The sequence below is a fragment of the Streptomyces sp. NPDC048278 genome (genome assembly GCF_040652195.1).
In the GTDB taxonomy this organism is placed as follows: domain Bacteria; phylum Actinomycetota; class Actinomycetes; order Streptomycetales; family Streptomycetaceae; genus Streptomyces.
In genome coordinates this window covers 253,724-279,291 of the sequence record NZ_JBEZLP010000009.1, presented here as the reverse complement: position 1 = coordinate 279,291, position 25,568 = coordinate 253,724, and the positions used below count along the sequence as shown (strand labels likewise).

Genomic DNA, 25,568 nt, shown 5'->3' with positions numbered 1-25,568 from the left:
ACCGCCGGGTCCCGGTCGGTCACACCGGCCTGGTGCGCCCCTCCCAGTAGGGGTCCCGCAGCCGCCGCTTGTACAGCTTGCCGTTGGGGTCGCGGGGCATCTCGGCGATGAAGTCGAGGGTCTTGGGGCACTTGTAGCCGGCGAGCTGTCCGGCACAGTGGGCGAGCAGGTCGGCGGCGAGGTCCGGGCCGGGCTCGTGTCCGGGGGCGGGTTCGACGACGGCCTTGACCTCCTCGCCCCAGTCGTCGTGCGGGATGCCGAAGGCGGCGGCGTCGGCGACGGCCGGGTGGGACAGGAGCACGGACTCGATCTCGGCGGGGTAGATGTTGACCCCGCCCGAGATGATCATGTCGATCTTGCGGTCGCGGAGGAACAGGTATCCGTCCTCGTCGAGGTAGCCGAGGTCGCCGACGGTGAAGAAGTCGCCGATGCGGTTCTTCTCGGTCTTGGCCCGGTCCTTGTGGTAGGCGAAGCCGCCGGTGTTCATCTTCATGTAGACGGTGCCGAGTTCGCCGGGCGGGAGCCGGTTGCCGTCGTCGTCGAAGACCGCGAGTTCGCTGATGGGCCACGCCTTGCCGACCGTACCGGGCTTCTTCAGCCAGTCCTCGGCGGTGGCGAAGGCGCCGCCGCCCTCGCTGGCCGCGTAGTACTCCTCCACACAGGGGCCCCACCAGTCGAGCATGGCCCGCTTGACGTGGTCCGGGCAGGGGGCGGCGCCGTGGATGGCGTGCCGCATGGAGGAGACGTCGTGTTGTGCCCGCACATCCTCGGGGAGGGCGAGCAGGCGGTGGAACTGGGTCGGGACCATATGGGTGTGGGTGCACTTGTGTGTGTCGATCAGGCGGAGCATCTCCTCGGGGATCCACTTGTCCATGAGGACCAGGCGGTGACCTATGTGGAGGGACGCGCCCGCGAACTGCAGTACGGCCGTGTGGTAGAGCGGCGAGCAGACCAGGTGGACGTTGTCGTCGAAGGGGCGGATGCCGAAGATGCCGAGGAAGCCACCGAGGTAGGCCTCCTCGGGGAGCTTGCCGGGCAGCGGGCGGCGGATGCCGCGGGGGCGGCCCGTCGTACCGGAGGTGTAGTTCATGACCCAGCCGAGTTCGCGGTCCGCGGGCGCCGACTCCGGCTGTCCGTCGAGGAGTTCGGCGTACGGCCGGAAGCCCTCGATCTCGCCGACCGCGTACCGGTGGGTGGCGGGGAGGCCGGCCTCGTCGGCGGCGTGCCGTGCCGGGCCGGCGAACCGCTCGTGGGCGAGGAGCACCTTGGCGCCGGAGTCGGCGACGATCCAGCCGATCTCCGGGCCGACGAAGTGGTGGTTGACCGGGACGAGATAGAGGCCGGCCTGGGTGGCGGCGAGGTAGGCGGTGAAGAACTCGGGCCCGTTGGGCAGGACGACCGCGAAGGCGTCGCCGCGCTCCAGGCCAGCGGCCCGGAGTCCGTGGACGAGTTGGTTGACGGCCGCGTGCAGGCGGCCGGCGGTCCATTCCTCGCCGTCGGGTGCGACGAGCACCTTGCGGTCGGGATCGCTCGTGGCCTGGGCCCAGAACCCGGTGGGGGGCGTGCTGGTCACTTGCCGCTCCTTCCGGCGATGCGGTTGATGCGGTCGACGGTCTGTTCGAAGCCCCGGGTGAGGTCGTCGAAGACGGCCTGGACGCTGCGTTCGGCGGTCATGCGGCCGACGATCTGGCCGACGGGGGTGCCGAGCAGGGGCTCGACCTCGTACTTCTGGATGCGGGTCAGTGCCTCGGCGACGAGCAGGCCCTGGAGGGGCATGGGGAGGGTGCCGGGGCCGTTCGCGTCGTCCCAGGCGTCGGTCCACTCGGTGCGCAACTGGCGGGCCGGTTTGCCGGTCAGGGCGCGGGAGCGCACGGTGTCGCCGGAGCCGGCGGCGAGCAGTTTGCGGGTCACGGCGGGCGAGGAGAGGTCCGCCTCGGTGACGGTCAGCCACATGGAGCCCAGCCACACTCCCTGAGCGCCGAGGCTGAGCGCGGCGGCCACCTGCCGGCCGCTGCCGATCCCGCCCGCCGCCAGGACGGGCAGTGGCGCGACGGCGTCGACGACCTCCGGGGTGAGGACCATGGTGGCGATCTCGCCGGTGTGGCCGCCGGCCTCGTAGCCCTGGGCCACGACGATGTCGATGCCCGCCTCCCTGTGCTTGACCGCGTGCCGGGCGCTGCCGGCGAGCGCGGCGACGAGGACGTCCTGGTCGTGGGCGCGGTCGACGACGTCGGCGGGCGGGGAGCCGAGGGCGTTGGCGAGGAGCCGGATCGGGTAGTCGAAGGCGACGTCGAGCTGGGTGCGGGCGACCTGTTCCATCCATCCGGTGATGCGCCAGCCGGACGCCTCGCCGTCGGCCAGTTCGGGCACGCCGTACTTGGCGAGGGTGTCCCTGACGAACTGCCGGTGCCCCTCCGGGATCATCGCCTCGACGTCGGCCTCGGTGACGCCTTCCACCTTCTTGGCGGGCATCACGACGTCGAGGCCGTAGGGCTTGCCGTCGACGTGTGCCTCGATCCAGTCGAGGTCGCGCTTGAGGTCGTCGGGGGCGGTGTAGCGGACCGCGCCGAGCACTCCGAAGCCGCCGGCCCGGCTGATGGCCGCGGCCACGGCGGGAAACGGCGTGAAGCCGAAGACGGCGTGCTCGACTCCCAGGGTCTTGCTCAGCTCCGTCTGCATGGGCGCAGGATGCCGCAGTCACGCGGACGACGGAAGAGGTTTTCTGATGCTCCGTCAGATTCTTTGAAGGTACCCCGGTCGGCCGCGTCCCGGTCGGCGGTGTCCCGGTCGGCGGTCAGTCGTTCCGCTGTTCCAGGACCGCCATCGCCGCGTTGTGCCCCGGTACCCCGCTCACCCCTCCCCCGCGGACCGCGCCCGCCCCGCACAGCAGGACGTTGGCGTGCCGGGTCTCCACGCCCCAGCGGCCGGTGCCGTCCTGGGCGTAGGGCCAGGAGAGGTCGCGGTGGAAGATGTTGCCGCCGGGCAGGCGCAGGTCCCGTTCGAGGTCGAGGGGGGTCTTCGCCTCGATGCAGGGGCGGCCGTCGGCGTCGAGGGCCAGGCAGTCGGCGATCGGCTCGGCGAGGTGGGCGTCGAGCTGGGCGAGGGTCGACTTGAGGAGTTCGTCGCGTACCGCGTCGTTGTCGGCGGCGAAGAGCCGGGCCGGGGTGTGCAGGCCGAAGAGGGTGAGTGTCTGGTAGCCGCGGTCGGCCAGGTCGCGGCCGAGGATGGTGGGGTCGGTCAGGGAGTGGCAGTAGATCTCCGAGGGCGGGGCGGCGGGGAGCAGGCCGGCCGCCGCCTGGGCGTGCGCGGCGGCGAGCTGCCCGTAGCCCTCGGCGATGTGGAAGGTGCCGGAGAACGCCTCGCGCGGGTCGACGGCGGTGTCGCGCAGCCTGGGCAGCCGCTTGAGCAGCATGTTCACCTTGAGCTGGGCGCCCTCGGCGGGCTCCGGGGCGGGATCGCCGGTGAGGGCGGCGAGCTCCTGCGGGGAGGCGCCCACCAGGACGTGCCGGGCGACCGCCACGCCCTCCCCGTCGGCGGTGCGGTAGGCGACCTCCGCGGTCCGGCCGTCCGTCTCGATCCGTACCGCCTCGTGTCCGGTGGCGAGCACCGCGCCGGCCGAGCGCGCGGCGGTGGCCAGTGCGTCGGTGAGGGCGCCCATGCCGCCGACCGGTACGTCCCAGGCGCCGGTGCCGCCGCCGATGACGTGGTAGAGGAAGCAGCGGTTCTGGCGCAGCGAGGCGTCGTGGGCGTCGGCGAAGGTGCCGATCAGCGCGTCCGTGAGGACGACGCCGCGCACCAGGTCGTCGGCGAAGTTCTCCTCGATCGCGACCCCGACCGGCTCCTCGAACAGGGCCCGCCAGGCCGCCTCGTCGTCGATCCGGCGGCGGAGTTCCTCGCGTGCGGGCAGCGGTTCGGTGAGCGTCGGGAAGACGCGTTCGGCGACCCGGCCGGTCATGGCGTAGAACCGCTGCCAGGCCTGGTACTCCGTCTTGCCCCCGGTGAGCCGTTCGAACGCCTCGCGGATGCGGCGCTCGCCGCCGCCGACCAGCAGTCCGGTGGGCCGGCCGTCGCGTTCCACGGGCGTGTACGAGGAGATGGTGCGGCCACGGACCCGGAAGTCCAGGCCGAGGTCGCGGACGATCTTCCTCGGCAACAGGCTGACGAGGTACGAGTAGCGGGAGAGCCGCGCGTCGACGCCGGCGAAGGGGCGGGTGGAGACCGCGGCGCCGCCGGTGCGGCCGAGTCGCTCCAGCACCAGGACGGTGCGGCCGGCCCGGGCCAGGTAGGCCGCCGCGACGAGGCCGTTGTGGCCGCCGCCGACGATGACGGCGTCGTAGCTCCGGGTTGCTTCGGTGGCAGGGGGCATGGTTCTTCGTAACACATGATGATCTAGGCGGGTAAGAGGCATGCCGGTTCGCTCCGCGGGATGGGCCGGTTTCGACCTGCGGGTCGCGGGTGGCTGGTCGCGCAGTTCCCCGCGCCCCTTTCGGGGCGCTTCACGGACGGCGTTGCTGCCGCAGCACCGCCACTCTCCGGTACAGCTCCACCGCCTCGGGGCCTCGGCCCAGTTGTTCCAGGCAGTGGGCCTCGTCGTTGCGGCTGGCGAGGGTGTCGGGATGGTCCGGGCCGAGGACTCGTTCCCGGGCGCTCGCCACCTTCCTGTACTCCGTCAGCGCGTCCGGCCAGCGGCCCAGCCAGCCGAGGCTCACCGCGACCTCGCGGCGGCTGACCAGGGTGTCGAGGTGATCCGGGCCCAGGATCCGGTCGCGGATCGCGCAGACGTCGCGGGACTCGGCCAGGGCCTCCTCCCAGCGGCCGAGGCGGCCGAGGTTGACGCCGAGGCCGTGGCGGGCGCGCAGGGTCTCGGGGTGGGCGGGGCCCTGGACGCGGGTGCGGTCGTCGATCAGGGCGCGGTAGAGGGTGAGCGCGTCGGCGCTGCGGCCCAGGCGGCCCAGGCTGATGCCGACCTCGTAGCGGGCGGCGAGCGTGTCGGGGTGGTCGGCGCCGAGGGCACGGGCGCGGGCCTCGGCGACCTCGCGGTAGGTCTGCAGGGCCTCCTCCCAGCGGCCCAACTGGCCGAGCGCGTAGGCGACTTCGTATCGGGTGACCAGGGTGTCGGGGTGGACCGGGCCGAGTACCCGGGCGCGGGCCGCGGCCACGTCGTGGGCCATGCGGTACGAGTCCTCCAGGCGGCCCAGCCTGCTGAGGTTGAAGGCGAGGTTGTGGCGGCAGCGCAGGGTGTCGGGATGGTCGGGGCCGGCCAGCCGCTGCCGGGCGGCGAGGACGGTGGTGTACATCTGGTGGGCGTCGAAGTGGCGGCCCAACTGGCCCAGTACGTAGGCGGTTTCCTGGCGGGCGGCGAGGGTGTCCGGGTGGTCGGCGCCCAGGGCGTGCTCCCGGGCGGCGGTGACCTCGGTGTACGCGCGCAGCGCGTCGGCGGCGCGGCCGGTGCGGCTGAGGGTGAAGGCGATCTCGTAGCGGCTGGCGAGGGTGTCGGGGTGGTCGGGGCCGAGCAGACGGGTGCGTTCGGCGGCGACGGCCCGGTGCACCACGCCGGCCTCGGCCCAGCGGCCGAGCCGTCCCAGGCTGAGCCCCGCGTTGTGGCGGCCGGCGAGGGCGGCGAGGGCCGCCGGGGAGGGGGCGGGGTCCGCCGGGGCCGGGGCCTCGGCGCCGGTGGCCGGGCGGGCGATCCACTCGCCGGTGAGCCCGGCGCCGGGGTCGGGCGGGGTGGTGCGCAGGGCGGCGCCGGTCGCCTTGTGGCCGGTGGTCATGGACCGGGTCCAGGACGGCAGCCGGGGTTCGCGGGCGGCCGGTTCCGGGGGCCGGAGCCGGGGCTGCGCGGTGACGACGGTGGGGACGTAGGTGGGTGTCGTCCGCCCTGAGGTGATCCGGCGGCCCAGTTCCCGGGCGTCGTAGGGTCGTTGCTCCGGTCGTTTGGCCAGCAGGTCGAGGACGACCCGCTCGAACCAGCCGGGCAGTTCGGGGCGGTGGGAGCGCGGCGGGGCGGGCGGGGTGTCGCGGTGGCCGACGAGGATCGCCCAGGCGTCGTCGAGGTCGAACGGCGGTGCCCCGGTGGCGATCTCGTAGAGGACGCAGCCCAGTGAGTACAGGTCGCTGCGCTGGTCGACCTCGGTGCCGCCGATCTGCTCCGGGGACATGTAGTGCGGGGTGCCCATGGCGATGCCGGTGCCGGTCAGCCGGGAGGTGAAGCCGATGTCGTGGCCGAGGCGGGCGATGCCGAAGTCGCAGATCTTCACGGTGCCGTCGGTGAGCCGCATGATGTTCGCCGGTTTCAGGTCCCGGTGCACGATGCCCTGCTGGTGGGTGTAGGCGAGGGCGGCGGCGACCTGCTCGGCGATGTCGACGACGTCGCCGACGGGCAGCGGGTGGTGCCGGTCGTCCTCCAGGAGCTGGCTCAGGTTGCGGCCGTCCAGCAGCTCCATCACCAGGTAGAGGATGCCGTCGTACTCGCCGAAGTCGTGGACGACGGTGACCCCGCGGTGCGAGAGCGCGGCGGCGACTCTCGCCTCGCGCCGGAACCGCTCCCGCAGGATGCGGGTGAACGCCTGGTCGTGGTGCGGGCCGAGCGGTTTGAGGCACTTCACGGCGACCTGCCGGCCGAGCGACTCGTCGCGGGCCCGCCACACCTCGCCCATCCCGCCCCGCCCGATCAGATCGAGCAGCCGGTACCTCTCCTGGACAAGCCTGCTGTCGGCCATCGCGCGCCGCCGCCCCCCGTCGCGGTCCGTGACACCCCCCTGCTCGCCCAGTATGGCTGTCTATCGCCCGACTTTGTACGGTGCGGGGCGTGCGCCCGGGCCGAGCCTCTCGATGGCGTCCAGGATGTGTTTCGGCGGGAGTTGCCAGCGCAGACGTGCGGGAACACAGCGCAGCAGGGTGCCGGTGGCGCGCAGCCGGCGAGTGACCACGGCGGGTTCCGGGGCCGGTCTGCCGTACAACTCGTGGGCGTACGGCGGCAGGGAGGCGTACGCGAGGTGGGCCACGCGCCGCCACAGCACCTCGCGCGCCGGTATCAGGAGCGGGTGCGTCGACGGGCGGAGCAGGAACTCGTCCACCGCGCGGGCGTCGGCACCGACGGCGAGCACGGGCCGCACCGACGTGAAGTAGGCGGCCAGTGCCGCCCGGTCGCCGGGTACGGCGTCGGTGACGAGGCCCACCAGGCGGGCGCGGGCGCGCTGTTCGGCGATGTACCGGTCGGCCTGCGCGTCGGTGAGCGGGATGCCGGAGCGGCGGCCGACGTGCAGGTACGAGTCGATCTCGGCGCAGTGCACCCAGAGCAGCAGCTCGGGTTCGTCCACGCCGTACCGTTCGCCGGTGTCGGGGTCGGTGGCGCCCAGCATGCTGTGGATCTTCCGTACCCTGGCTCCGGCCCGCTCGGCGTCCTCGGTGGTGCCGTAGACGGTGGTGCGCACATAGGTCGCGGTCCGCATCAGGCGGCCCCAGGCGTCGCTGCGGAAGTCCGAGTTCTCCATGACGCCGCGCACCGCGCGCGGGTGCAGCGCCTGGAGGTAGAGCGCCCGGATGCCGGCGATCCACATCATGGGGTCGCCGTGCAGGTGCCAGGTCACGGAGTCGGGGGTGAAGAGCCCGGCGTCACCGTCCATACCGGCAGGCTAACGCCGTACCCGTGGCATCCCCAGTCCGATCCAGGAGATGATCTCCCGCTGGATCTCGTTGTTGCCGCCGCCGAAGGTGAAGATGACCGCGGAGCGGTAGCCGCGTTCCAGGTCGCCGTGGAGGACCGCGCCCGCCGAGCCCTCCTTGAGCGGCCCGGCCGCGCCGGCCACCTCCATCAGTGAGGCGTAGGCGTCGCGCCGTGCCTCGGAGCCGTAGACCTTGACGGCGGAGGCGTCCTGCGGGGTGAGGGTGCCCTCCTGGACAGCGCTCACCATCTGCCAGTTGAGGAGCTTCATGGCGTCGAGGCGGGCGTGGGTGCGGGCGAGGTTGCGCCGTACCCAGGGCAGGTCGACGACCCGGCGGCCGTCGGCGAGCTTGGTCTCCATGGCCCAGCGCTGCACGTCGTGCAGGGCGCGGATGGCCATGGTGCCGTGGGCGGCGAGGGTGACGCGCTCGTGGTTGAGCTGGTTGGTGATGAGCCGCCAGCCGCGGTTCTCCTCGCCGACCCGGCGGGCGACGGGGACGCGGATGTTCTCGTAGTAGCTGGCCGTGGTGTCGTGCGAGGCGAGGGTATTGATCAGCGTGCAGGAGTAGCCGGGGTCGGTGGTCGGCACCAGGAGCATGGTGATGCCCTTGTGCGGCGGGGCCTCGGGGTCGGTGCGGGTGGCGAGCCAGACCCAGTCGGCGGTGTCGCCGTTGGTGGTCCAGATCTTCTGGCCGTCGACCACGTACTCGTCGCCGTCGCGCACGGCCCGCGTCTTCAGGGCGGCGAGGTCGGTGCCGGCGTCGGGCTCGCTGTAGCCGATGGCGAAGTCGATCTCGCCGGAGAGGATGCGGGGCAGGAAGTACGCCTTCTGCTCGTCGGTGCCGTACTGCATGATCGTCGGGCCGACGGTGTTCAGCGCCATCAGCGGCAGCGGTACGCCGGCCTGGGCGGCCTCGTCGAAGAAGATGAACTGTTCCATCGCGGTCAGGCCACGGCCGCCGTACTCCTTGGGCCAGCCCACGCCGAGCCAGCCGTCGGTGCCGAGGCGGCGAACGGTCTCCCGGTAGAAGCGTTTCTGCGCGGCCGGGTCGGCGTAGCGGGCGTAGGCGTTCTCCGGCACCAGGCCGGCGAAGTAGGCGCGCAGTTCGGTGCGCAGCCGCTGCTGCTCGGGCGTGTGGTCGAGGTGCACGGCGCCTCCAGGCTCCCCAAGGGCGGTCCTGACGGCGCACACCGTAGAACGTGTTACAGAAATTGGGAATGGCGGCGGCCCGCCGCGACCGGTGTCAGCTCTCGCCGGGTGCCAGCGGGCTGCCGTGCAGGGAGTCGAGCACCCCCGTGCCGAGGACCTTCAGCAGCGGCTCGGTGAAGACGCCGTCGACCAGGACGAACGCCATCCGGGCCGCCGTGTCCGTGCGGTTCTCCCAGCGGTGGTCGGTGCCGCGCTGGACCACCACGTCCCCGGCGCGCAGCACCCGCTCGGAGTCGTCGAGGACGAGGACGACCTCGCCGGTCAGGACGATGCCGTAGTCCACGGTCTGGGTCCGGTGGGTCGGGGAGACGCAGCCGGGCGGGAACTCGTTGACCCGGATCTTGGTGCCGCCGGGGGCCGGCGGCACGGTCAGGTCGCGCTGCGTGGGTTCGGGCTCGTCCGCCGCGAGGGGTGCCGGTACGGAGTCGGTGTTCCACATCTCGTAGAAGGCGGCACCGTCGGGCGCGGTGCGGATGACGGGCGACTCGCCGTCGGAGAGGAACACGGAGGTGCCCGTCTCGTCGTGACCGGTGACGATCCGGCGGGGCGGCTGGCTCATGACGGAGCTCCTCTGGTCGCACGCGGGCTGCGGGGAACGGCGGTACCCGGCCACGCTAGGCAGCCCGGCGGGACGGCGGAAACGCGTATCGGCGATGCCAGCCATCGGGTCAGCGGTTCGCGGCGGCCCGGCCCGCCTCCGCGCGGATCTCCTTCGGTGCCAGGGCGAGCAGGGTGACCGCGACCGCCAGCAGCACCGCCGCGAACTGGGCCGGCCGGATTCCGATGGTGGCCGCGAGCGGGCCCGCGAGCAGCGCCCCGAGCGGTGTGGCGGCCACCGAGCCGAGCATGTCGTACGAGCCGACCCGGGCGAGCCGGTCCGCCGGGATGGTCCGGGCCATGACCACGTTCCACTGGACCATCATCAGCTCCACCAGGACCCCGGTCCCGAACGAGAACGCGCAGATCAGCCAGAGCGGCAGGAGCAGCGCCAGGGCCAGCGTGGGCGCGGCGACCGCCGCTCCGCACAGGGTGACGAACCGCAGGGGCCGCCGGGTGGTGAAGCGGGTCGCGGCGCAGGCCCCGACGACGAGTCCGAGCGACTCGGCGACCAGGATCTCGCCCCAGGCGGCCGAACCGCCGAGGCTGTCCCGGGCGACCACGGGACCGAGCACGCTGTACCCCCACGCGCAGGCCATGAAGACCAGCGAGTACTGCAGGACGATGACCCACAGCCAGGTGTGGGAGCGGAACTCCCGCCAGCCCTCGCGCGCTTCGCCGAGCAGGCCGGGAGCGGGGCGGAAGGCGTTCGGGGCGGTGCGGATCAGCAGGTTGGGGACGGCCGCGGCGAGCATCGCGGTCGCGTCCGCGGCCAGCGCCCAGCCGGGGCCGAAGGAGGCCACGGCCACCCCGGCGAACGCGCCGCCGCCGACGGTCGCCCCGTTCGTCACCAGTCTGCTGATCGCGTGGGCCCGCTGGAGCTCCGCGTCCGGCACCAGGCGGGGCAGGAGCGCCGTAGAGGCCGGGAGGAACATCGCGAGGGCCGATCCGGTGCCGGCCTCCAGCAGCATGATCTGCCCGATGCCGGGGCGTCCCGTCAGCAGCAGGCAGGCGAGGGTGCCTTCGCAGCACGCGGTGAGCAGGCAGGCCGCGGCGATGACGTACTGGGCGCCGAACCGGTCCGCGAGGACGCCGCTGACCGGCATGAGCAGCAGCGCCGGGAGGATCTGGGCGGCCAGCACGTGCGACAGGTCGGCGACGGAGCCGGTGAGGCCGAGGACGGCGAAGGAGACGGCGACCGTCGAGACGGCCGTCGCGGCGGGGGCGAGCAGCCGGTCGAGGAGCAGCAGGCGGAAGCCGTGCAGATGCCACACGCTCCGCGGCGCGATCAGCTGGACGGACATCACGGCGTGACTCCCCGGGCCCTCAGGCGCCGGTCCGCGGGAAGGCCACGGCGCGGACCGGGGCTCCGGGGCCGCCGCGCAGCGGGACCGGGAAGCGGGGTGGGCGGTCTCATCGTCGTACCCCGGTCAGCGAGTCCGCGAGGTCGGCGATCAGGGTGCCGCCGGTCTCGCGGCCCGGGGCGCGGCGGATGTCCTCGCGGACCTGCGTGAGGCGCCGCCTGCGGCCGTCGTCGGCGAGCAGTTCCCCGATGGTGGCGACCAGGGCGTCGGGGTCGAAGCCGTAGGTGTCCATGCGGACGCCGAACCCGAGGTCGGCGACGCGCTGGGCGTTGTCGTACTGGTCCCGGAAGAGCGGGAGGACGATCATCGGCAGGCCCGCGGCGACGCCCTCGCCCAGGGTGTTGCTGCCGCCGTGGGTGATGAGGAGGTCGCACTCGGGCAGGACGCCGGGCTGCGGCAGGAACGGCTCGCCGTACATGTTCGGGCCGAGGGTGACCTCGTGGTGGCAGGGGCCCATGGAGACGATCGTGCGGTGGCCGGTGCGGGCGACGACGTCCACCAGGTGCTGGAGGAGCCGGGTGTCCAGGGAGCCGAGGGAGCCCAGGGAGAGGTAGAGGACGGGGCCGGTGCCGGGCAGGTGGTCGGCCACGCGGAACGTGCGCTCTCCGGTGCGGACCACGGTGTCGAGGCGGTGCCAGCGGCGGGCGAATTCGGCCGGGCGCGGGTAGTCGAGGGCGCTCGGGTAGGTGTAGAGGTTGAGCCAGGGCGAGTCGTAGGCGAACCGCAGCGGTTCCAGCGGCGGGGCGCCCTGGGCCGTGCAGTAGGCGTCGAACTCGGCGTGCAGGCCGGTGTGCAGGGCCGCGTACTCGGCGCGGAAGGCGTCCCAGCCGGAGCGGTCGCCGAGCGGGTAGCCGGAGAAGGCCGGCGGCAGGTCCGGGTCGGCCAGCTCCAGGGGGTTCGCGGAGATCGACCGCACCCACGGGATGCCGGACGCGGCGACCGAGGGGTCCGCGCCGACGTTGTCCACCACGATCAGGTCGGGCCGTACCTCGTCGATGATGGCGCGCAGCCGGGGGTGGGCGTACTCGGCGGCCCGCGCCAGCTCGGCCCACTGCGGCCGGATCACCGTGCGGAGCTGCTCCAGGGTGGAGCCGCGGAAGTGCACGGCGTTCTCGCGCACCCGGTCGGCCCACATCGCGGGGCCGCCCGCGGCCGGGTCGGCGGGCGGGGGCGAGGCGTCGTACACCTCCTCGTCGAAGCCGTGCGCGACGGCGACCCCGCGGAAGCTGCCGTCCATCGCGAAGACGGGACGCGCGCCGCGGTCGCGGACCACCTCGGCCATCGCCCGCAGCGCGTTGTACGGCCCCCACGCGGCGGCGCCGGGCACGAAGAGGACGCGGGGGGTGTCAGGCACGGGCCGGCCCCCGTCCGGTCGGCGTCGACGCCGAGCTGCCTGCGGCCTCGGTCAACTCCGGCTCGTACAGCGCTGGTTCTCCGGCGGGCACGGTCACCGTGCCGCGGTCGAACCCGTTGCGGTGCGCGCTCATCGGCCGCCTCTCGGTCCGGGATCCGGGCCCGGAAGCGTGCCGCGGCCCTGGCTGACGCCGGTCGACACCGTACGGCCGCACCATGGGGACATTCCCAGATCCCCGAACGAAGACCTGTCGGGCGTCGGGGCGCCGCACCTACCTTCTTGTCCCACGCGATCCGGACGTGCCCGGCCACCGACGAGAGGGAACCCTGCCCGTCATGACCCAGCAATCCCCCGAGACGATCCACGCGCTCGCGTACGGCGCCTACCCGGCGCGCTGTCTGCAGGTCGCGGCCGAGATCGGCGTCGCCGACCTCATCGACGACGAGCCGGTCCCCGTCGGCAAGCTCGCGGCGGCCCGCGGGGCCACTCCCGGCGCGCTCGACCGGGTCCTGCGCCTGCTCACCTCCTTCGGTGTCTTCGAGGAGCGGGACGGCGGCTACGCGCACACCGACGCGTCCCGCGTGCTGCGGGACGACCATCCGATGAGCGCACGCCCGCTGCTCCGGCTGATGGGGCTGCCGTTGCACCTGGACAGCCTCTCGCTGCTCCGGCACACGGTGATGACCGGGGAGCCGGCCATCGAGGTGCTCCGGGCCGGCGGGCTCTGGGGCTATCTGCGGGAGCAGCCCGAGGACGCCGAGATCTTCCACCACGCCATGACCTCGAAGGCGGCGGCGGACGGCCCGGCGGTCGTCGACGCCTACGACTTCACGCCGTTCGGCGTGATCGCCGACATCGGCGGCGGCCGGGGTCACCTGCTGCGGGGCATCCTGGACGCCGTCCCCGACGCCGAGGGAGTCCTGTTCGACCAGCCGGGCGTCATCGAGGCCCTGGGCTTCCCCGACCACCCGCGACTCGCGCTGCGCGCCGGGGACTTCTTCGACGAGGTGCCCGCCGCCGACGCCTACGTCCTGATGCACGTCCTGCACAACTGGGACGACGAACGGGCCGCGCGGATCCTCGCCACGGTACGGAGGTCGGCCGCCCCCGGAGCCGCCCTGCTCGTCATCGAGAACGTGCTGCCCGACGAGCGGCCGGCCCCTGCGGCGCTCACGATGGACGTCATCATGCTCGCCCTCACCCGCGGCCGTGAACGCACGGAGGGCGAGCTGTCCGCGCTCCTCGGCGCCGCCGGTTTCCGGTTCACCGGGATGACGGAGACCTCCGGCACGATGCGCATCGCCGAGGCGCGGGCGGTCTGACCCGCACGACGGCGCCACCCCTGCCGACGGGAGCCCGGCCGGGGTGGCGCTGTCGTACGTGCGGGGCGTCGGCTCCGCTAGGCGGCGGGGCCCAGGATCACGGGCAGTTCGGCGAGGTCGTTGCCGATGAAGGAGTGCTGGGGCTCCAGTTCGTCGGGGGCGATGGAGAGGGCCAGCCGGGGGAAGCGGGCGAACAGGGCCGGCAGGGCGATCTCGGCTTCGAGCCGGCCGAGCGGGGCGCCGACGCAGTAGTGGATGCCGTGGCCGAAGGCCAGGTGCTGCTTGTCGGCGCGGTCGATGTGGAAGGCGGCCGGGTCGTCGTGGATGCCCGGGTCGCGGCCGTGGGCGCCGAAGGCGATGAGGATGGCGTCTCCGGCCCGTAGGGTGACGCCCTCGCCGAGGTCGATGTCCTCGGTGGCGTACCGCAGCGGCAGGTGCATGATCGGCGGGTGCAGCCGCAGCGTCTCGTCGATGACGTCGGCCCAGCGGGCGGGTTCGGCGAGGACGGCGGCGAGCTGGTCGGGGTGGGTGAGGAGTTCGCGTACGGCCGCGTCGATCAGGGAGACGGTGGTCTCGCTGCCGCCGCCGATCATCGCGATCAGGGTGGAGATGAGTTCCGTCTCGCTGAGCCGGTCGCCCTCCTCCTCGTGGGCGGTCAGCAGGACGCTGGTCAGGTCGTCGGCGGGGGCGCCGCGCTTGGTCTCGACGAGGGCCTGCATCGCGCCGTAGAGGTCGTTGGCCACCGCCGCGGAGTGCTCGGGCGTGACGTCGGTGGCGAAGACGTCGCCCATGATGCGGAGCATCTCGGGCCGCTGGTCGGCGGGGACACCGAACAGGTCGCAGATGACCCGGGTGGGCACACCGTGCGCGAACCCGGCGCGCAGGTCGACGCGTCGGTCGGCGCCGCGGGCCGCCAGGTCGTCCAGGAGGTCGGTGACGATCGTCTCGATCGCGGGCCGCAGCTCCTCGATCCTGCGCGGGGTGAAGGCCCTGCCGAGCAGCTGCCTCAGCCGCGCGTGGTCGTCGCCGTCGGAGGTGAACATGCTGATCACGTCCACCCAGGGATAGAGCCACGGTACGGCGCCGGGCCGGTGTCCGGGCCAGGACGTGCGGGCGTCCTTGGAGACGTGCGGGTGGACGAGGAGCTGCTTGGCGACGTCTCCGCGGGTGACCGACCAGGCGACGACGTCCTCGGGCATGCGGACGCGGACGGCGGGGCCTGCGGCACGGAGTTCGTCCGCCTGCTCGTACAGCCGTCTGCCGCCGTCGCTGTCGAGGGTCACGGTCTCGATGGGGATGCCGGTCACGCGGTACCTCCTGGGTGTGGGCCGCGGCGTGGTCGCACGCCGGGTACTGCGGGCGGGAGCGTGCGCGGTGCCGGGCGGGGCGTGCGGCTGAACCGTCTTCCCTCCGGATGGTGAACTGCCTTACCGCGCAGGAGAGTTGGGTGGGCGCAGCGCCACCGTACGGCTGCCCCGCGAGGACAGGCACAGATCCCCGAACGGGGACCTGTCGGCCGGCCCGGCCCTGTTCCTACCTTGGGTGGAGTGCGGACGACGGCTGCCCCGAGGCCGGTCGGCGCGACACGCACTGCGGTGCCGAACCGGCGAGTGGGTCATGGTTGCTGATGGCAGAGTCGTCCCGTCCTTCCCGATGCCCCGGGCCCCCGGACGGCCCTTCGATCCCCCGCCGGGCCTGTACCGGCTGCGGCTCGAGTCGCCCGTGTGCCGGGTGCGGCTGTGGGACGGCAGCGCCGCCCGGCTGCTGACCCGGCACGCGGACCAGCGGGCCGTGCTGCTGGACAGCGAGCGGTTCAGCTCCGACACCGACCTGCCGGGGTTCCCGCATCGCAGCGCGAGTTCGAAGGCGATGCGGTCGCGGGAGCGGGCCTTCATCGACAGGGACGATCCCGATCACGGCAGGATGCGCCGGCTGGTGATCCCGGACTTCGCGGCGCGGCGGGTCGACGCCCTCCAGCCGATGATCCGGCGGGTGGTGGACGAGCGCGTCGACGCGCTGCTCCGCGGACCCGGGCGGTTCGACCTGGTGGCGGACTTCGCCACCCCGGTGACCCTGCTGATGCTCTTCGAGGTCCTCGGGGTCCCGTTCCGGGACCACCCGTTCCTGCGGGACGCGGCGCTGACGATGCAGTCGGCCGGCCATTCGGAGGCGGTGGGCGCCTCGGTCAAGGCCCGGGTCATGACGTATCTGGAGGGGCTGGTCGACGCCAAGGCCGGCTGCCCCGGGGCGGACGTCGCCTCCCGGCTGGTGCACGGCGGCCTGGCCGCCGGGAAGCTGAACCGGGAGGAGACGGTGATGACGCTGATGCTCCTGCTGATCGCCGGGTTCGAGACCACCGAGCAAATGATCGCCCTGGGCACCCTGGCGCTGCTCGAACACCCGGACCAACTGGCCCTGTTGCGGGAGAACGACGACCCGGCCGCGGACACGAGGGCGGCCGACGAACTGCTCCGCTACCTGACGGTCTCTCATTTCGGCCGCCGGCGGGTGGCGTTGACGGACGTGGAGGTCGGCGGTGCGGTGGTGCGGGCCGGTGAGGAGGTCGTCGTGGCCACCAACATCGGGAACCGGGACGAGGAGGTGTTCCCGGACGCGGACCGGCTGGACCTCCGGCGCGACGCCCGCGGTCACCTCTCCTTCGGGTTCGGCCGGCATCTGTGCCTGGGCCACCATCTCGCCCGCACCCAGCTCCGGATCGCCCTCGGCGCCCTGCACCGGCGGCTGCCGTCACTGCGGCTCGCCGTCCCGCGCGACGCGCTGGCGTTCCGCCACGACAAGATGATCTACGGCGTCCACGCGCTGCCGTTGCTCCGCGGCGCACCGGCGTGACCCGTCAGCCGCGCGCCTCCGCTCGTCCGGGGCCGGAGCCGGGGTCCGCTGCGGCGCCGACCTCGCGCCGGGAACGTACCTGGAGCTTGGTGAGGATGTGCGAGACATGGGTCTCCACAGTGCGCCGCGAGAGCAGCAGCCGGGTGGCGATGTCGGGGTTGGACAGGCCCTCGGCGACCAGGTCGGCGACGCGCCGTTCGGTCGCGGTCAGCGCCTCCCAGCCGAACGAGGGCCGCACGTGCGGGGCGCGGCTGCCGGCCCGCACGCCCCAGGGGCGCAGCCGGGCGGCGGCGCGGCGGGCGTCCCAGTCCGCGCCCAGCTCGGCGCAGACCGCGAGGGCCTCGCCGAACGAGGCGCGGGCCGCGTCGAGTTCACCGGACGCGGCCTGGACCACGGCGAGGTCCTCCAGGGCGTTGCCCAGATCCGGCTGCCGGCCGGCGCCCCGGTGGTAGCCGACGGCGGCCAGCAGCCGGGCCGGGTCCTGGTCGAGCAGCCCGGCACACCAGTCGGCGGCGGCGAGAGTCCGTGGCCGTGGCCGGCGGTCGGCGGCCTGCCGGGCGGCGATCCCGGCGGCGCTCGCGGTCTGCCGGTCCTCGGCGGCGAGCGCCAGCCGGACCAGGGCGGGCAGCCACTCCGGGTGGTTCCCGAGGTCGTGTGCGTAGGTCTCGGCCATCAGCCCCATGAGCACCTCAAGGGCCTCGGGCAGCCGGCCCGCCCGTTCGGCGACCAGGCCGCGAGCGAGCAGCAGGTGTCCCGCGGCGACGGGTCCCTGCCCCGGGGTCCGGCCGCCGCCCGGTGCGTCCAGGAATCCGGCCGCCTCCTCCCACTGTCCGCGGCGGGCGCTGATCATCGCTTTCAGGCCCCGGCGGGCCAGCCGCCACAGCGGAGGGAGGTCGGTGACCTCGTCCAGCACCGCCAGCGCGTCGTCCCAGCGGCCGTGCTCGTAGTACCGCTCGGCCCCCTGCACGAGGGTCATCGACAGCCGGGTCGCGCCGACCCGTTCGGCGAGGGTACGGGCCTGGGTGAGCGCCTCCTCCGCCTCCTGGAGGCGGTCGACGCCGTCCAGGTCGGTGGCCCGTTTGCCGAGCAGGATGAGCCGCAGGTCGACGAGGTCCGGGTCGTTGCCGACCTCCGCGAGCGCCTCGGCGTTCAGGGCCAGCGCGCCGGCCTGGTCGCCGTGCCAGCTGCGGATGACGGCGGCGGCGTGCAGGGCGTAGCCGACGGTGGTCGGGTCGCCCAGTTTCCGGCCCTCGTCCAGCGCCTCGGCCATGGCCAGCCGGGCCCGGCCGATCTGCCCGAGGAGCTGCCGGGCCAGCGCCACCAGAGCGAGCAGCCGGGCCCGCCAGACGGGGCTGATCCGGGGGTCGCCGGTGGCGGCGCGCCAGTTGTCCACCACGGCCTCGTAGCGGCCGGTGCGCATCCCGATGGTGCTGAGCAGCCATCTGACCCGGCCGAGCAGCTCGGGGTCGGCGGTCTGCCGCAGTACGGTGCGGGCCAGCTCCTCGGCACGGTCCAGCGGGCCCATGCGGAAGTAGAGCGCGGCCAGCCGGCCGGTGAGCACGGGCAGCCGCGGATCGTCCGGGGCCGCCTGGCGCACGGCGTGCTCCAGGAGTTCCGCGGCGGCGATCGGGGCCCGTACGACCAGTCGCTCCGCGTTGTCCGCGAGCCACTCCCACTCGCGGTCCTCGGCGGTGTCCAGGACCGGGAGGACCAGCTCGGCCACCCGCTCCGCGGGGGCTCCGGAGGCCATCAGTTCCTGTGCCGCGCGCCGCAGGAACGCCGTGCGCAGGGCGGGCGGCATCGCCTCGTACAGGACCTCCCGCAGCAGGCCGTGCCGGAACCGGAGGCGGGACCCGGCGGACTCCAGCACGGCGGCGCCGAGCGCCTCCTCCACCACGGCCAGCAGGGAGCCGGTGCCGCGGCCCACCGCCGCGGCCAGGTCCCGTACCGAGAACTCCGGCCCGAGCAACGACGCGGCGCGCAGCGCCTCCTGGGTGTCGGCGGAGAGGCCGACCATGCGGTCCGCGATCACCTCCCGCAGTTCGGTGAGTTTCTCCACGTCCCGGCCGGCCGACGTCAGCTCCACCCGGCCGTCCGTGGTGCGCAGGGCGCCGACGCGGGCCAGGGCGTCGAGCAACTCCCGTACGTAGAGCGGGTTTCCGGCGGCGGAGCGGAGCCGTTCGGCGAGCACCGGGCCGGGTTCACCGTGCGCCAGCAGCCCGGTCAGCCGGGCCACCTCGACCTCGGGCAGCCGGTCGAGCTCGATCAACTGCCCGCCCCGGGAGCGCAGATCGCGACGCAACGGCTCCAGCTCGGTGTTGCCCGGCACCGGTCGGCAGGTGCCGATGACGAGTAACGGCAGCTGGACGGAGGCCCGGCACAGCCGACGCCACATCAGCAGGCTCGCCTCGTCGGCCCAGTGCAGGTCCTCCACCGCCAGCACCAGCGGGCCGGTCGCACACAACCGGTCGACCAGCACCAGGAGTTGTTCGGTCGCCGCCACCACCGGGTCCCCGGCGAGCAGCCGCATCGTCCAGCCCGCCGCCTGCTGCGGCTGTTCCAGGGCGAGCGCCGCCTCGGCGCGGCGGGGGTCGGGCGAGCCGGGGTCGATCTCCAGGATCCGGGTCATCACGGAGAGCGGCAGCCGTCGGCCGAGTTCGTCGCACTGCCCGGCCGACACCTCGCAGCCGGCCGCACGGGCCTTGGCCAGGGCGTGCGCAAGCAAAGTCGACTTACCGATGCCCGGCTCGCCCTCGATCAGCAGACTCCCGCCGCGACCTGCGGCGACATCGGAGACCAGCCGGTCCAAAGTGGCCTGCTCCGCTTCCCGGCCGATCACCGGATGCAGCTGTTGCCCGAGCATGTTCATGACTCTAGAGCCCTTCTGTGAGATCCCACTCCGTTTCAGATGACGCCTGGGAAAACTGCGGCCCCGGTCACACGGCCGCCCCCGGCTCACTGAGTCGGCCGGTCCCCCGAGCCTCCGGGATCTCAGTGAGGCTCACGGATGTCTCCGTATCGGCGCTGCCGCAGGCTCGTTCCATCGGTCGGCAACAGATGGGGCAGCTCATGACGACGGCACTCGCACCCGAGGCACGGACTTCCGCACCGCAGACGTTCCCCGTCCCGGGGTCCGCGGAGGAGAAGATGCGGATGATCTACGACGTCAACAAGAACTCCCTGATGCGCAGCCTGCTCGGCTGGACCCAGGGTGACCGGCAGACGGCGGAGGACCTGGTCCAGGAGACCATGGTCCGTGCCTGGCGCAATCTGGACATCCTGCCCGCCGACCCGCGGGCGGCGCGGCCCTGGCTGCTGACGGTGTCGCGGCGCCTGGCGATCGACATGCTGCGGGCCCGCTCGTCCCGCCCCACCGAGGTGGAGGACGACCCGCTGGAGTCGATCCCGGTGACGGGTGAACCGCTGGAGCAGGTCCTCGACCGCCAGGTGCTGCGCACCGCGCTCGCCGGGCTCTCCGCCACGCACCGCGCGGTGCTGGCCCAGGTCTACTTCCTGCACCAGCCGGTCCGGCACGCGGCCGAGGTGCTCAACGTCCCCGAGGGCACGGTCAAGTCCCGTACCCACAACGCCCTGCGGGCCCTGCGCGAGGCACTGGGCGACCGCAACGGCGCGACCCTGCGCGCACGGCACGGCCTGCCGGCCCGGGCCCAGCGGCATCCCGGCCGGCGCCCGGCCGCCGTACGGCCGTCCGTCGCCGCGCACTGACCGAGGACGCCGCAACGGCCCCCGCACCGGCCCCTTCCGGCACCGCACTCCCCCGCCGCCCGCACGCGGGCTCCCTCGGGACGGAAGCCGGGCTCCGGACCGCCACCGCCGGGACCACTGGGGTCCCCTCCGCGCCCACCCGTCGCCATGCGGTGCCTGCCGTCCGCCGACCACGCCCACGCCCAAGCCCACGCCCACGCCCACGCCCACGCCCACGCCCACGCCCACGAGAGCGGTCGGCCCCGAGGCCAGGACACAGCCCCGCCCCCGCAGCGCACCGCCGTCAGCGGTCCCGGGCGGCGCCGCCTGTGCGGGCACACACCTCATCTCGTGAAGCGTGCGCCCCGGTGTTTCCCGCCTGGGGCGCAGCCACGTGCCGTCGCACACCAGGCCCCCGCCGACCATGCCGGCGGGGGCCTTCCGCTTTCGCGAGCCCCGTACCGCCATGACGCCTCGGCCTGACCCGCCTTCGCCGACCGAGAGGTCCGCTCCCCGCGGGGCCGCACCGTGTGGCGGGGCCGGGGTGGGGACGCTCGGGCGGTCCGTGATCGGGTGGGCCGCCGGTGGTGCCGCGTCCGGCGGGGTGCGGGGCGCCGGTGGCAGGGGGCGCCCGGCCGTCGCCCGGGACTGTCGCGCCCGCCGGTGCCGGTGCCGGTCCCCGGCCATGGGCACCGGCAGCACGGCGGCCCCCTGCGTCCCCGCCACGGCGACGAGTCGGGCGCTTTCCGGGGGTTCCGGACAGCCCGGCTGCTGCGGGGTGTCGAGGCGGGTGGTCCTGCCGGGGTGTGGCTCGGTGACGGGGGTGACCGGGTCCGGCCGGCCGTGCCGTGCGGGCCGTGTGGTGGGGTCCGCCGAACGGCGGAGCGGCAGGGCGGGTTCGGTCTGCCGTCCGACGGCCGGGGCCGTCGCGTGCGCTGCCATGCGGCGGAGCGTAGCGATCACCCGGGAGGCGGAGGTGCCGCGGAGATGAACGTTTCCCGCTTCCCCTCCGCCCCACCGGGGCCGCTCCTCACGCGTCCAGGGCGACCTGGACCAGGGTCGGCGGCGTCTGGCGGCCGACCAGGACGCCCCGGCCGGCCGGGCGCTGTGCCGCGCGCTCGCTGCCGAGCACCACGCCCTCCCGCGGATCGCCGGACAGGACGAGGCCCGCTGTACCCAACTCCTTCACCCGCGTGAGCAGTTGCTCGGACATCGAGCCGCGGGCCGTGCCGGCGACCCGGCGGGCCACCACCAGGTGCAGGCCGATCTCACGGGCCTGGGGCAGGAAGTCCAGCAGCGGATTGAGCGGTGACGTACGGCCGTTGGCGACCAGGTCGTAGTCGTCGACCACCACGTAGAACTCCGGGCCGGTCCACCAGTCGCGCCTGCGCAGCTGCTCCATGGTCACGTTCGGCGGGGGCAGCCGCTCGGTGAGTTTGGCGACGACCTGCTCGATGTAGACCTGGGCCGCGTTGGCGTCGCCGATGTAGGCACCGATGTACTCCTCGGCCACCGCGCCCATCAGGGCCCGCCGGTAGTCGACGACGACGAAACGCGCTTCGACGGCGGAGCGCCGGGCCGCCAGGCCCTTCATCCAGCCGCGCAGGAACGTGGACTTGCCGCAGCCGGCGTCTCCGAAGACCAGGAAGTGCGGGTCGGCGTCGGTGAGGTCCAGGCGGACCGGGGCCAGGTCGGCCTCGGCGATGCCGATCGGCACGCCCGGGGTGGTGTCGTCCTCCCGGATCCGGTCCGCGAGCTGGGCGGCGGTGAGGCGCTCGGGCAGCATCCGGATCGGCGGGGCCACCGGCCCGGACCAGGAGGCGGTGAGTTTGCCGATCGCCTCCTCCTGGGCCTCCGCGAGGCCGTCGGCGCTGTCCCTGCCGTCGAGCCGGGGAAGGGCGACCTGGAACTGGATGCCGGGCGGCGCCATGCCGCGGCCGGGGGCGGCGAGCCCGAAGGCGCGGGCCGCGCGACGGTTGATCTCCGAGTCGCCCGGGTCGTTGAGGCGCAGTTCCAGTCGGGCCGAGATGGCGTCGCGCAGGGCGGTGCGGATGTCGGCCCAGCGGCCGGCGGCCAGCACCAGGTGGACGGCGACGCCGAGACCGCGGCCCGCGATGTCCAGGACGGCCGCTTCGACGCCCTCCATCTCACCGCGTACCGCACCCCAGTTGTCGATCACGAGGAAGACGTCGGCGGTGCGCATGTCCTTGGGCAGCCGGTCGGAGTTGCGCAGCCGCCGGAACTCGTCGGCGGAGTCGATGCCGAGGTGGCGGAAGACCCGCTCGCGCTCGGCGATCAGCTGCCGGACCTCGGCCACCGCCCGCCGGGCCCGGGTCGGGTCGTGCCGGCCGGCCACCCCGCTGACGTGCGGGGCCCGTTCGAAGGGCTGGAGCGAACCGCCGCCGAAGTCCAGGCAGATGAACTGGGCCTCGGCCGGGGTGTGGGTGAGCATCGTGGAGAGCATCAGGGTGCGCAGGAAGGTGCTCTTGCCGGACTGCGGGGCGCCGACCACCGCGAGGTGACCGGCCTTGGCGAAGTCCGGTACCAGCGGCTGCTGGAGCTGCTGGAGCGGTACGTCCAGGACGCCGACCGGGGTGCGCAGCGCGCCCTTGTGGGACCACCAGTCGGCGGTCATGCCCCGCTCCGGGCGGACCACGACGGGTCCGGTGAGGTCGTCCAGGGCCAGCGCGCCGGGTAGCGGGGGCAGCCACACCTGGTGGGCCAACTGGCCTGCCGTTCCTAGCCGTTCGACGATGACCTGCATCTCGCTGGGCCCCTCGAGCATGGGCCGCACCCGCTCGCGTTCCTCCTCCGGTTCCGCGTCGGGGTCGGGCGGCAGCCGCAGTGCGAAGTGCACGGGGTCGGTGGGCAGCGGTCCGGCGGCGAGGGCGCGCTGCTCGTCCGAGAGGTGGGTCCCGGAGACATGGGCCACGCGGAACCGCTCCAGGACCGTCTCGGCGACCTTGAGGTAGGCGGAGCCGGGGATCGGCGGCAGCCGGTAGGCGTCCGGGGTGCCGATGACGACCCGGGACTCGGCCGCCGAGAAGGTGCGCAGGCAGATCCGGTAGGAGAGGTTGGCCTCCAGGCCGCGCAGCCGTCCCTCCTCCAGGCGCTGGGTGGCGAGCAGCAGATGGATGCCCAGGGAGCGGCCGACCCGGCCGATCTGGACGAACAGCTCGATGAAGTCAGGGCGGTTGGCGAGCAGTTCGCCGAACTCGTCGACGATGACCAGCAGGTACGGCAGCGGTTCCAGCGGGCGCCCGTCCGGGCCGGTGGCCCCGGCGGCCCGCCGCAGCTGGTACTCGCGGACGTTGTCGATGTTGCCGGCGTCGCGAAGCATCTTCTGCCGCCGCTGCTGTTCGCCGACGAGGGCGTCCTTGACCCGGTCGACCAGGGCGACCTCGTCCACCAGGTTGGTGATCAGGCCCGCCACGTGCGGGAGTTCGGTGACGCCCGCGAAGGTGGCGCCGCCCTTGAAGTCGACCAGGACCAGGCTGAGGAGTTCCGGCGAGTGGGTCATGGTCAGGCCGGTGACCAGGGTGCGCAGCAGTTCGCTCTTGCCGGAGCCGGTGGCGCCGACGATCAGGCCGTGCGGGCCCATGCCGCCCTGCGCGGACTCCTTGAGGTCCAGGACGAGTTGCCGGCCGCCGCTGTCGAAGCCGATCGGCATGCGCAGCACCCCCTCGTCCTGGGCGTCGACCCAGAGGGACTCGGGGCTGAAGTTCTCCAGGTCGGAGATGCCCAGCATGCTGGGCAGCGACATGGTCTGGGCGAGGATCTCCTCGCCCTCCGCGGACAGCGTGAGCGGGGCCAGCGCCCGGGCGACGGCCTCGCACAACGGCAGTTCCGCGCGGGCCGCGACGGCCGACTCGACCGCGGAGCGGGCGTCGGCGCGACGGCCCTCCACGGTGACGGCGCCGTGTGCGTCGAGTCGTACCCGGACGTCGGCGCGGGTGGGTTCGTCGTTCTCGTGCTCCACCAGGCAGATGACGGTGATCGCGCTCTGCGGGCCGGCCGCCGCGAGGAGTTCGGCGGCGAGCGGCGAGCGGGCCCAGGCCGCCCGTGGCAGGTAGCGGTCGAGGACGACGACCAGGCGGCGCCTGGTGTCCGGGCCCTCCCGCTCGGCCAGGGTCAGCCGACGGGACGGCTGCTGGGCGGTCGCCTCCAGGGCCTGCTGGAGGTGGTCGGCGATGCCTTCGAAGTCCTCGGCGACCAGCGGGACCACGCCGGCCTCGCCGGTGGTGTCGGGTTCATGGGTGTGGGGCAGCCACTTGGCCCAGTTCCAGTCCTCGCCGCCGGTCGCGACGGCGATGCCGACGTCGTCGGGGGCGTGCAGTACGGCGATCTGGCAGAGCAGTGCGCGCACGGCCTCGCGGGCCGCCTTGGGCGGTCCGAGGACGCTGACCACACCGGCCTTCGCCAGGTCCAGCACGGCGGGCTGGTCGCCGACCACGGACATCGAGTCGACCAGCCGGTCGGCCGCCGTCTTGGCGCGCGGGTCGTACTCCACGGTCGGATCGTTGCGGGTGGACATCCGGATGGGCGTCGACAGCGGCGCGTTGCCCGAACCGACGGACACCTTCAGGAAGTCGGGGTCGGTCACCCGGCGCTCCCACACCCGGCGCCGCTGGGACGCGATCGCCCAGAGCCGGCGAGGCGAGGGGAACTGCCAAGCGGCGACGGCGCGTTGGCTCTCCGCCACCTGGCGGGCGGTGCGCCGCACCTCGACCAGGTGGTCCAGGTAGCGGTCGCGGGCGCGCAGCTTCTGCTTGCGGGCCTGCCCGCGCATCTGCATCCGCACGCCGACGGTGACGCCGATGGACAGCACGACGAACGCGATGCCGAGCAGGACCAGCATCCGCCGGCCGCCGGACATCAGATAAGCGGCCATGCTGATACTGGACAGCAGCGGCATCAGCAGCATCAGCCAACTGCCGTTGCTGTCCTTGCCGACCGGCTGCGGCGGCGCGGAGAGCACTACCGGGTCGGTGGGCAGCGGGGGCGGCACCACCCTGGCGGGCCGGTGGAAGATGACCCGGGACATCAGATCTCCTCGTCGGTCGGGCTCGCGGGCGCGGTCATCGCCGGGAACGGCGGTCGGGGAAGCGCGGTGCGACGGAGGCCCTCTTGTTCTCGGTCCTCTCGCCGTTCAGTCCGGCCAGGATGTCCTGGAGGCCGCCGGTGATGCCCGACACGGCCTCGGCGCGCTGCTCGGTGACGGTGTCGTGGGCGCTGTCGACGGCTTCGACGAGGAGCCTGACCAACCGCTCCGGGTTGTCCGGGTCGATCACCGACGGGTCGATGCGCAGGTCCACGATCCGGCTCTCGGCCGAGACGGTCGCGCTGACCATGCCGTCCGAACTGTGGCCCGTGGCCTCGATGTTGTGCAGGTCGAGCTGTGCGTCCGCCACACTGCCCTGGATCCGCCGGGCCTGGTGGGCGAGCGCGGAGAAATCGATCTGCTCGTACTCGGGCATGCTGGCATCTCCCTTCATGGGGGCCG

17 protein-coding genes are annotated in these 25,568 nt (G+C 73.6%); 3 read left to right on the top strand and 14 right to left on the bottom strand.

Features of this window, described 5'->3' with window-relative positions:
- Positions 1–19 precede the first annotated feature (19 nt).
- From AB0D74_RS18805 to AB0D74_RS18760, 10 genes are all read right to left on the bottom strand, one after another.
- Positions 20–1,573 (bottom strand): acyl-CoA synthetase, encoded by a 1,554-nt coding sequence (locus tag AB0D74_RS18805; protein WP_362587475.1) that lies wholly within the window; start codon positions 1,571–1,573, stop codon positions 20–22.
- A complete protein-coding gene (locus AB0D74_RS18800) occupies positions 1,570–2,679 on the bottom strand; it encodes a nitronate monooxygenase family protein (RefSeq protein ID WP_362587473.1) in 1,110 nt (369 codons plus the stop codon). Before AB0D74_RS18800 ends, AB0D74_RS18805 begins: the two co-directional genes overlap by 4 nt.
- A gap of 115 nt (positions 2,680–2,794) precedes the next feature.
- Complete coding sequence (locus AB0D74_RS18795) at positions 2,795–4,366, bottom strand: NAD(P)/FAD-dependent oxidoreductase (RefSeq protein WP_362587470.1); 1,572 nt, start codon at positions 4,364–4,366, stop codon at positions 2,795–2,797.
- 130 nt (positions 4,367–4,496) lie between these two features.
- Positions 4,497–6,719 carry a serine/threonine-protein kinase gene (locus AB0D74_RS18790; RefSeq protein WP_362587467.1) on the bottom strand — a complete coding sequence of 741 codons (2,223 nt, stop codon included), beginning with the start codon at positions 6,717–6,719 and terminating at the stop codon, positions 4,497–4,499.
- A gap of 60 nt (positions 6,720–6,779) precedes the next feature.
- The gene (locus AB0D74_RS18785; RefSeq protein ID WP_362587464.1) at positions 6,780–7,625 is read right to left on the bottom strand and encodes an oxygenase MpaB family protein; all 846 of its coding nucleotides are present in this window, start codon (positions 7,623–7,625) and stop codon (positions 6,780–6,782) included.
- A 9-nt stretch (positions 7,626–7,634) separates the two neighbouring features.
- A complete protein-coding gene (locus AB0D74_RS18780; RefSeq protein ID WP_362587461.1) occupies positions 7,635–8,813 on the bottom strand; it encodes an acyl-CoA dehydrogenase family protein in 1,179 nt (392 codons plus the stop codon).
- Between the two features lie 94 nt (positions 8,814–8,907).
- A complete protein-coding gene (locus AB0D74_RS18775) occupies positions 8,908–9,432 on the bottom strand; it encodes a cupin domain-containing protein (protein WP_362587459.1) in 525 nt (174 codons plus the stop codon).
- A gap of 109 nt (positions 9,433–9,541) precedes the next feature.
- Positions 9,542–10,774 carry an MFS transporter gene (locus AB0D74_RS18770; protein ID WP_362587457.1) on the bottom strand — a complete coding sequence of 411 codons (1,233 nt, stop codon included), beginning with the start codon at positions 10,772–10,774 and terminating at the stop codon, positions 9,542–9,544.
- Between the two features lie 109 nt (positions 10,775–10,883).
- Positions 10,884–12,188, bottom strand: a complete 1,305-nt coding sequence (locus AB0D74_RS18765) for a glycosyltransferase (protein ID WP_362587453.1) — start codon at positions 12,186–12,188, stop codon at positions 10,884–10,886.
- Positions 12,181–12,321, bottom strand: a complete 141-nt coding sequence (locus tag AB0D74_RS18760; RefSeq protein ID WP_362587450.1) for a hypothetical protein — start codon at positions 12,319–12,321, stop codon at positions 12,181–12,183. Before AB0D74_RS18760 ends, AB0D74_RS18765 begins: the two co-directional genes overlap by 8 nt.
- A 202-nt stretch (positions 12,322–12,523) precedes the next feature.
- On the opposite strand from AB0D74_RS18760, the gene AB0D74_RS18755 reads away from it, so the two are divergent.
- Positions 12,524–13,510: a methyltransferase gene (locus tag AB0D74_RS18755; protein ID WP_362587447.1), complete on the top strand. Its 987-nt coding sequence runs from the start codon at positions 12,524–12,526 to the stop codon at positions 13,508–13,510.
- 77 nt (positions 13,511–13,587) lie between these two features.
- On the opposite strand, the gene AB0D74_RS18750 is transcribed toward AB0D74_RS18755, so the two are convergent.
- Complete coding sequence (locus AB0D74_RS18750; protein WP_362587444.1) at positions 13,588–14,817, bottom strand: cytochrome P450; 1,230 nt, start codon at positions 14,815–14,817, stop codon at positions 13,588–13,590.
- Between the two features lie 346 nt (positions 14,818–15,163).
- On the opposite strand from AB0D74_RS18750, the gene AB0D74_RS18745 reads away from it, so the two are divergent.
- On the top strand, positions 15,164–16,360 hold the full coding sequence (locus tag AB0D74_RS18745) for a cytochrome P450 (RefSeq protein WP_362587441.1): 1,197 nt from the start codon (positions 15,164–15,166) through the stop codon (positions 16,358–16,360).
- Positions 16,361–16,364: 4 nt separating this feature from the next.
- On the opposite strand, the gene AB0D74_RS18740 is transcribed toward AB0D74_RS18745, so the two are convergent.
- Positions 16,365–19,223 (bottom strand): AAA family ATPase, encoded by a 2,859-nt coding sequence (locus tag AB0D74_RS18740; protein ID WP_362587438.1) that lies wholly within the window; start codon positions 19,221–19,223, stop codon positions 16,365–16,367.
- A 206-nt stretch (positions 19,224–19,429) separates the two neighbouring features.
- Here AB0D74_RS18740 and AB0D74_RS18735 point away from each other — a divergent pair, with 206 nt between their 5' ends.
- Positions 19,430–20,086 carry a sigma-70 family RNA polymerase sigma factor gene (locus AB0D74_RS18735; protein WP_362587435.1) on the top strand — a complete coding sequence of 219 codons (657 nt, stop codon included), beginning with the start codon at positions 19,430–19,432 and terminating at the stop codon, positions 20,084–20,086.
- A gap of 1,009 nt (positions 20,087–21,095) precedes the next feature.
- Here the strand turns inward: AB0D74_RS18735 and eccCa are convergent.
- Together eccCa and AB0D74_RS18725 are read right to left on the bottom strand one after the other, a co-directional pair.
- Positions 21,096–25,109: a type VII secretion protein EccCa gene (gene eccCa / locus AB0D74_RS18730; RefSeq protein WP_362587432.1), complete on the bottom strand. Its 4,014-nt coding sequence runs from the start codon at positions 25,107–25,109 to the stop codon at positions 21,096–21,098.
- Between the two features lie 34 nt (positions 25,110–25,143).
- On the bottom strand, positions 25,144–25,542 hold the full coding sequence (locus AB0D74_RS18725; protein ID WP_362587429.1) for a YbaB/EbfC family nucleoid-associated protein: 399 nt from the start codon (positions 25,540–25,542) through the stop codon (positions 25,144–25,146).
- Positions 25,543–25,568 lie beyond the last annotated feature (26 nt).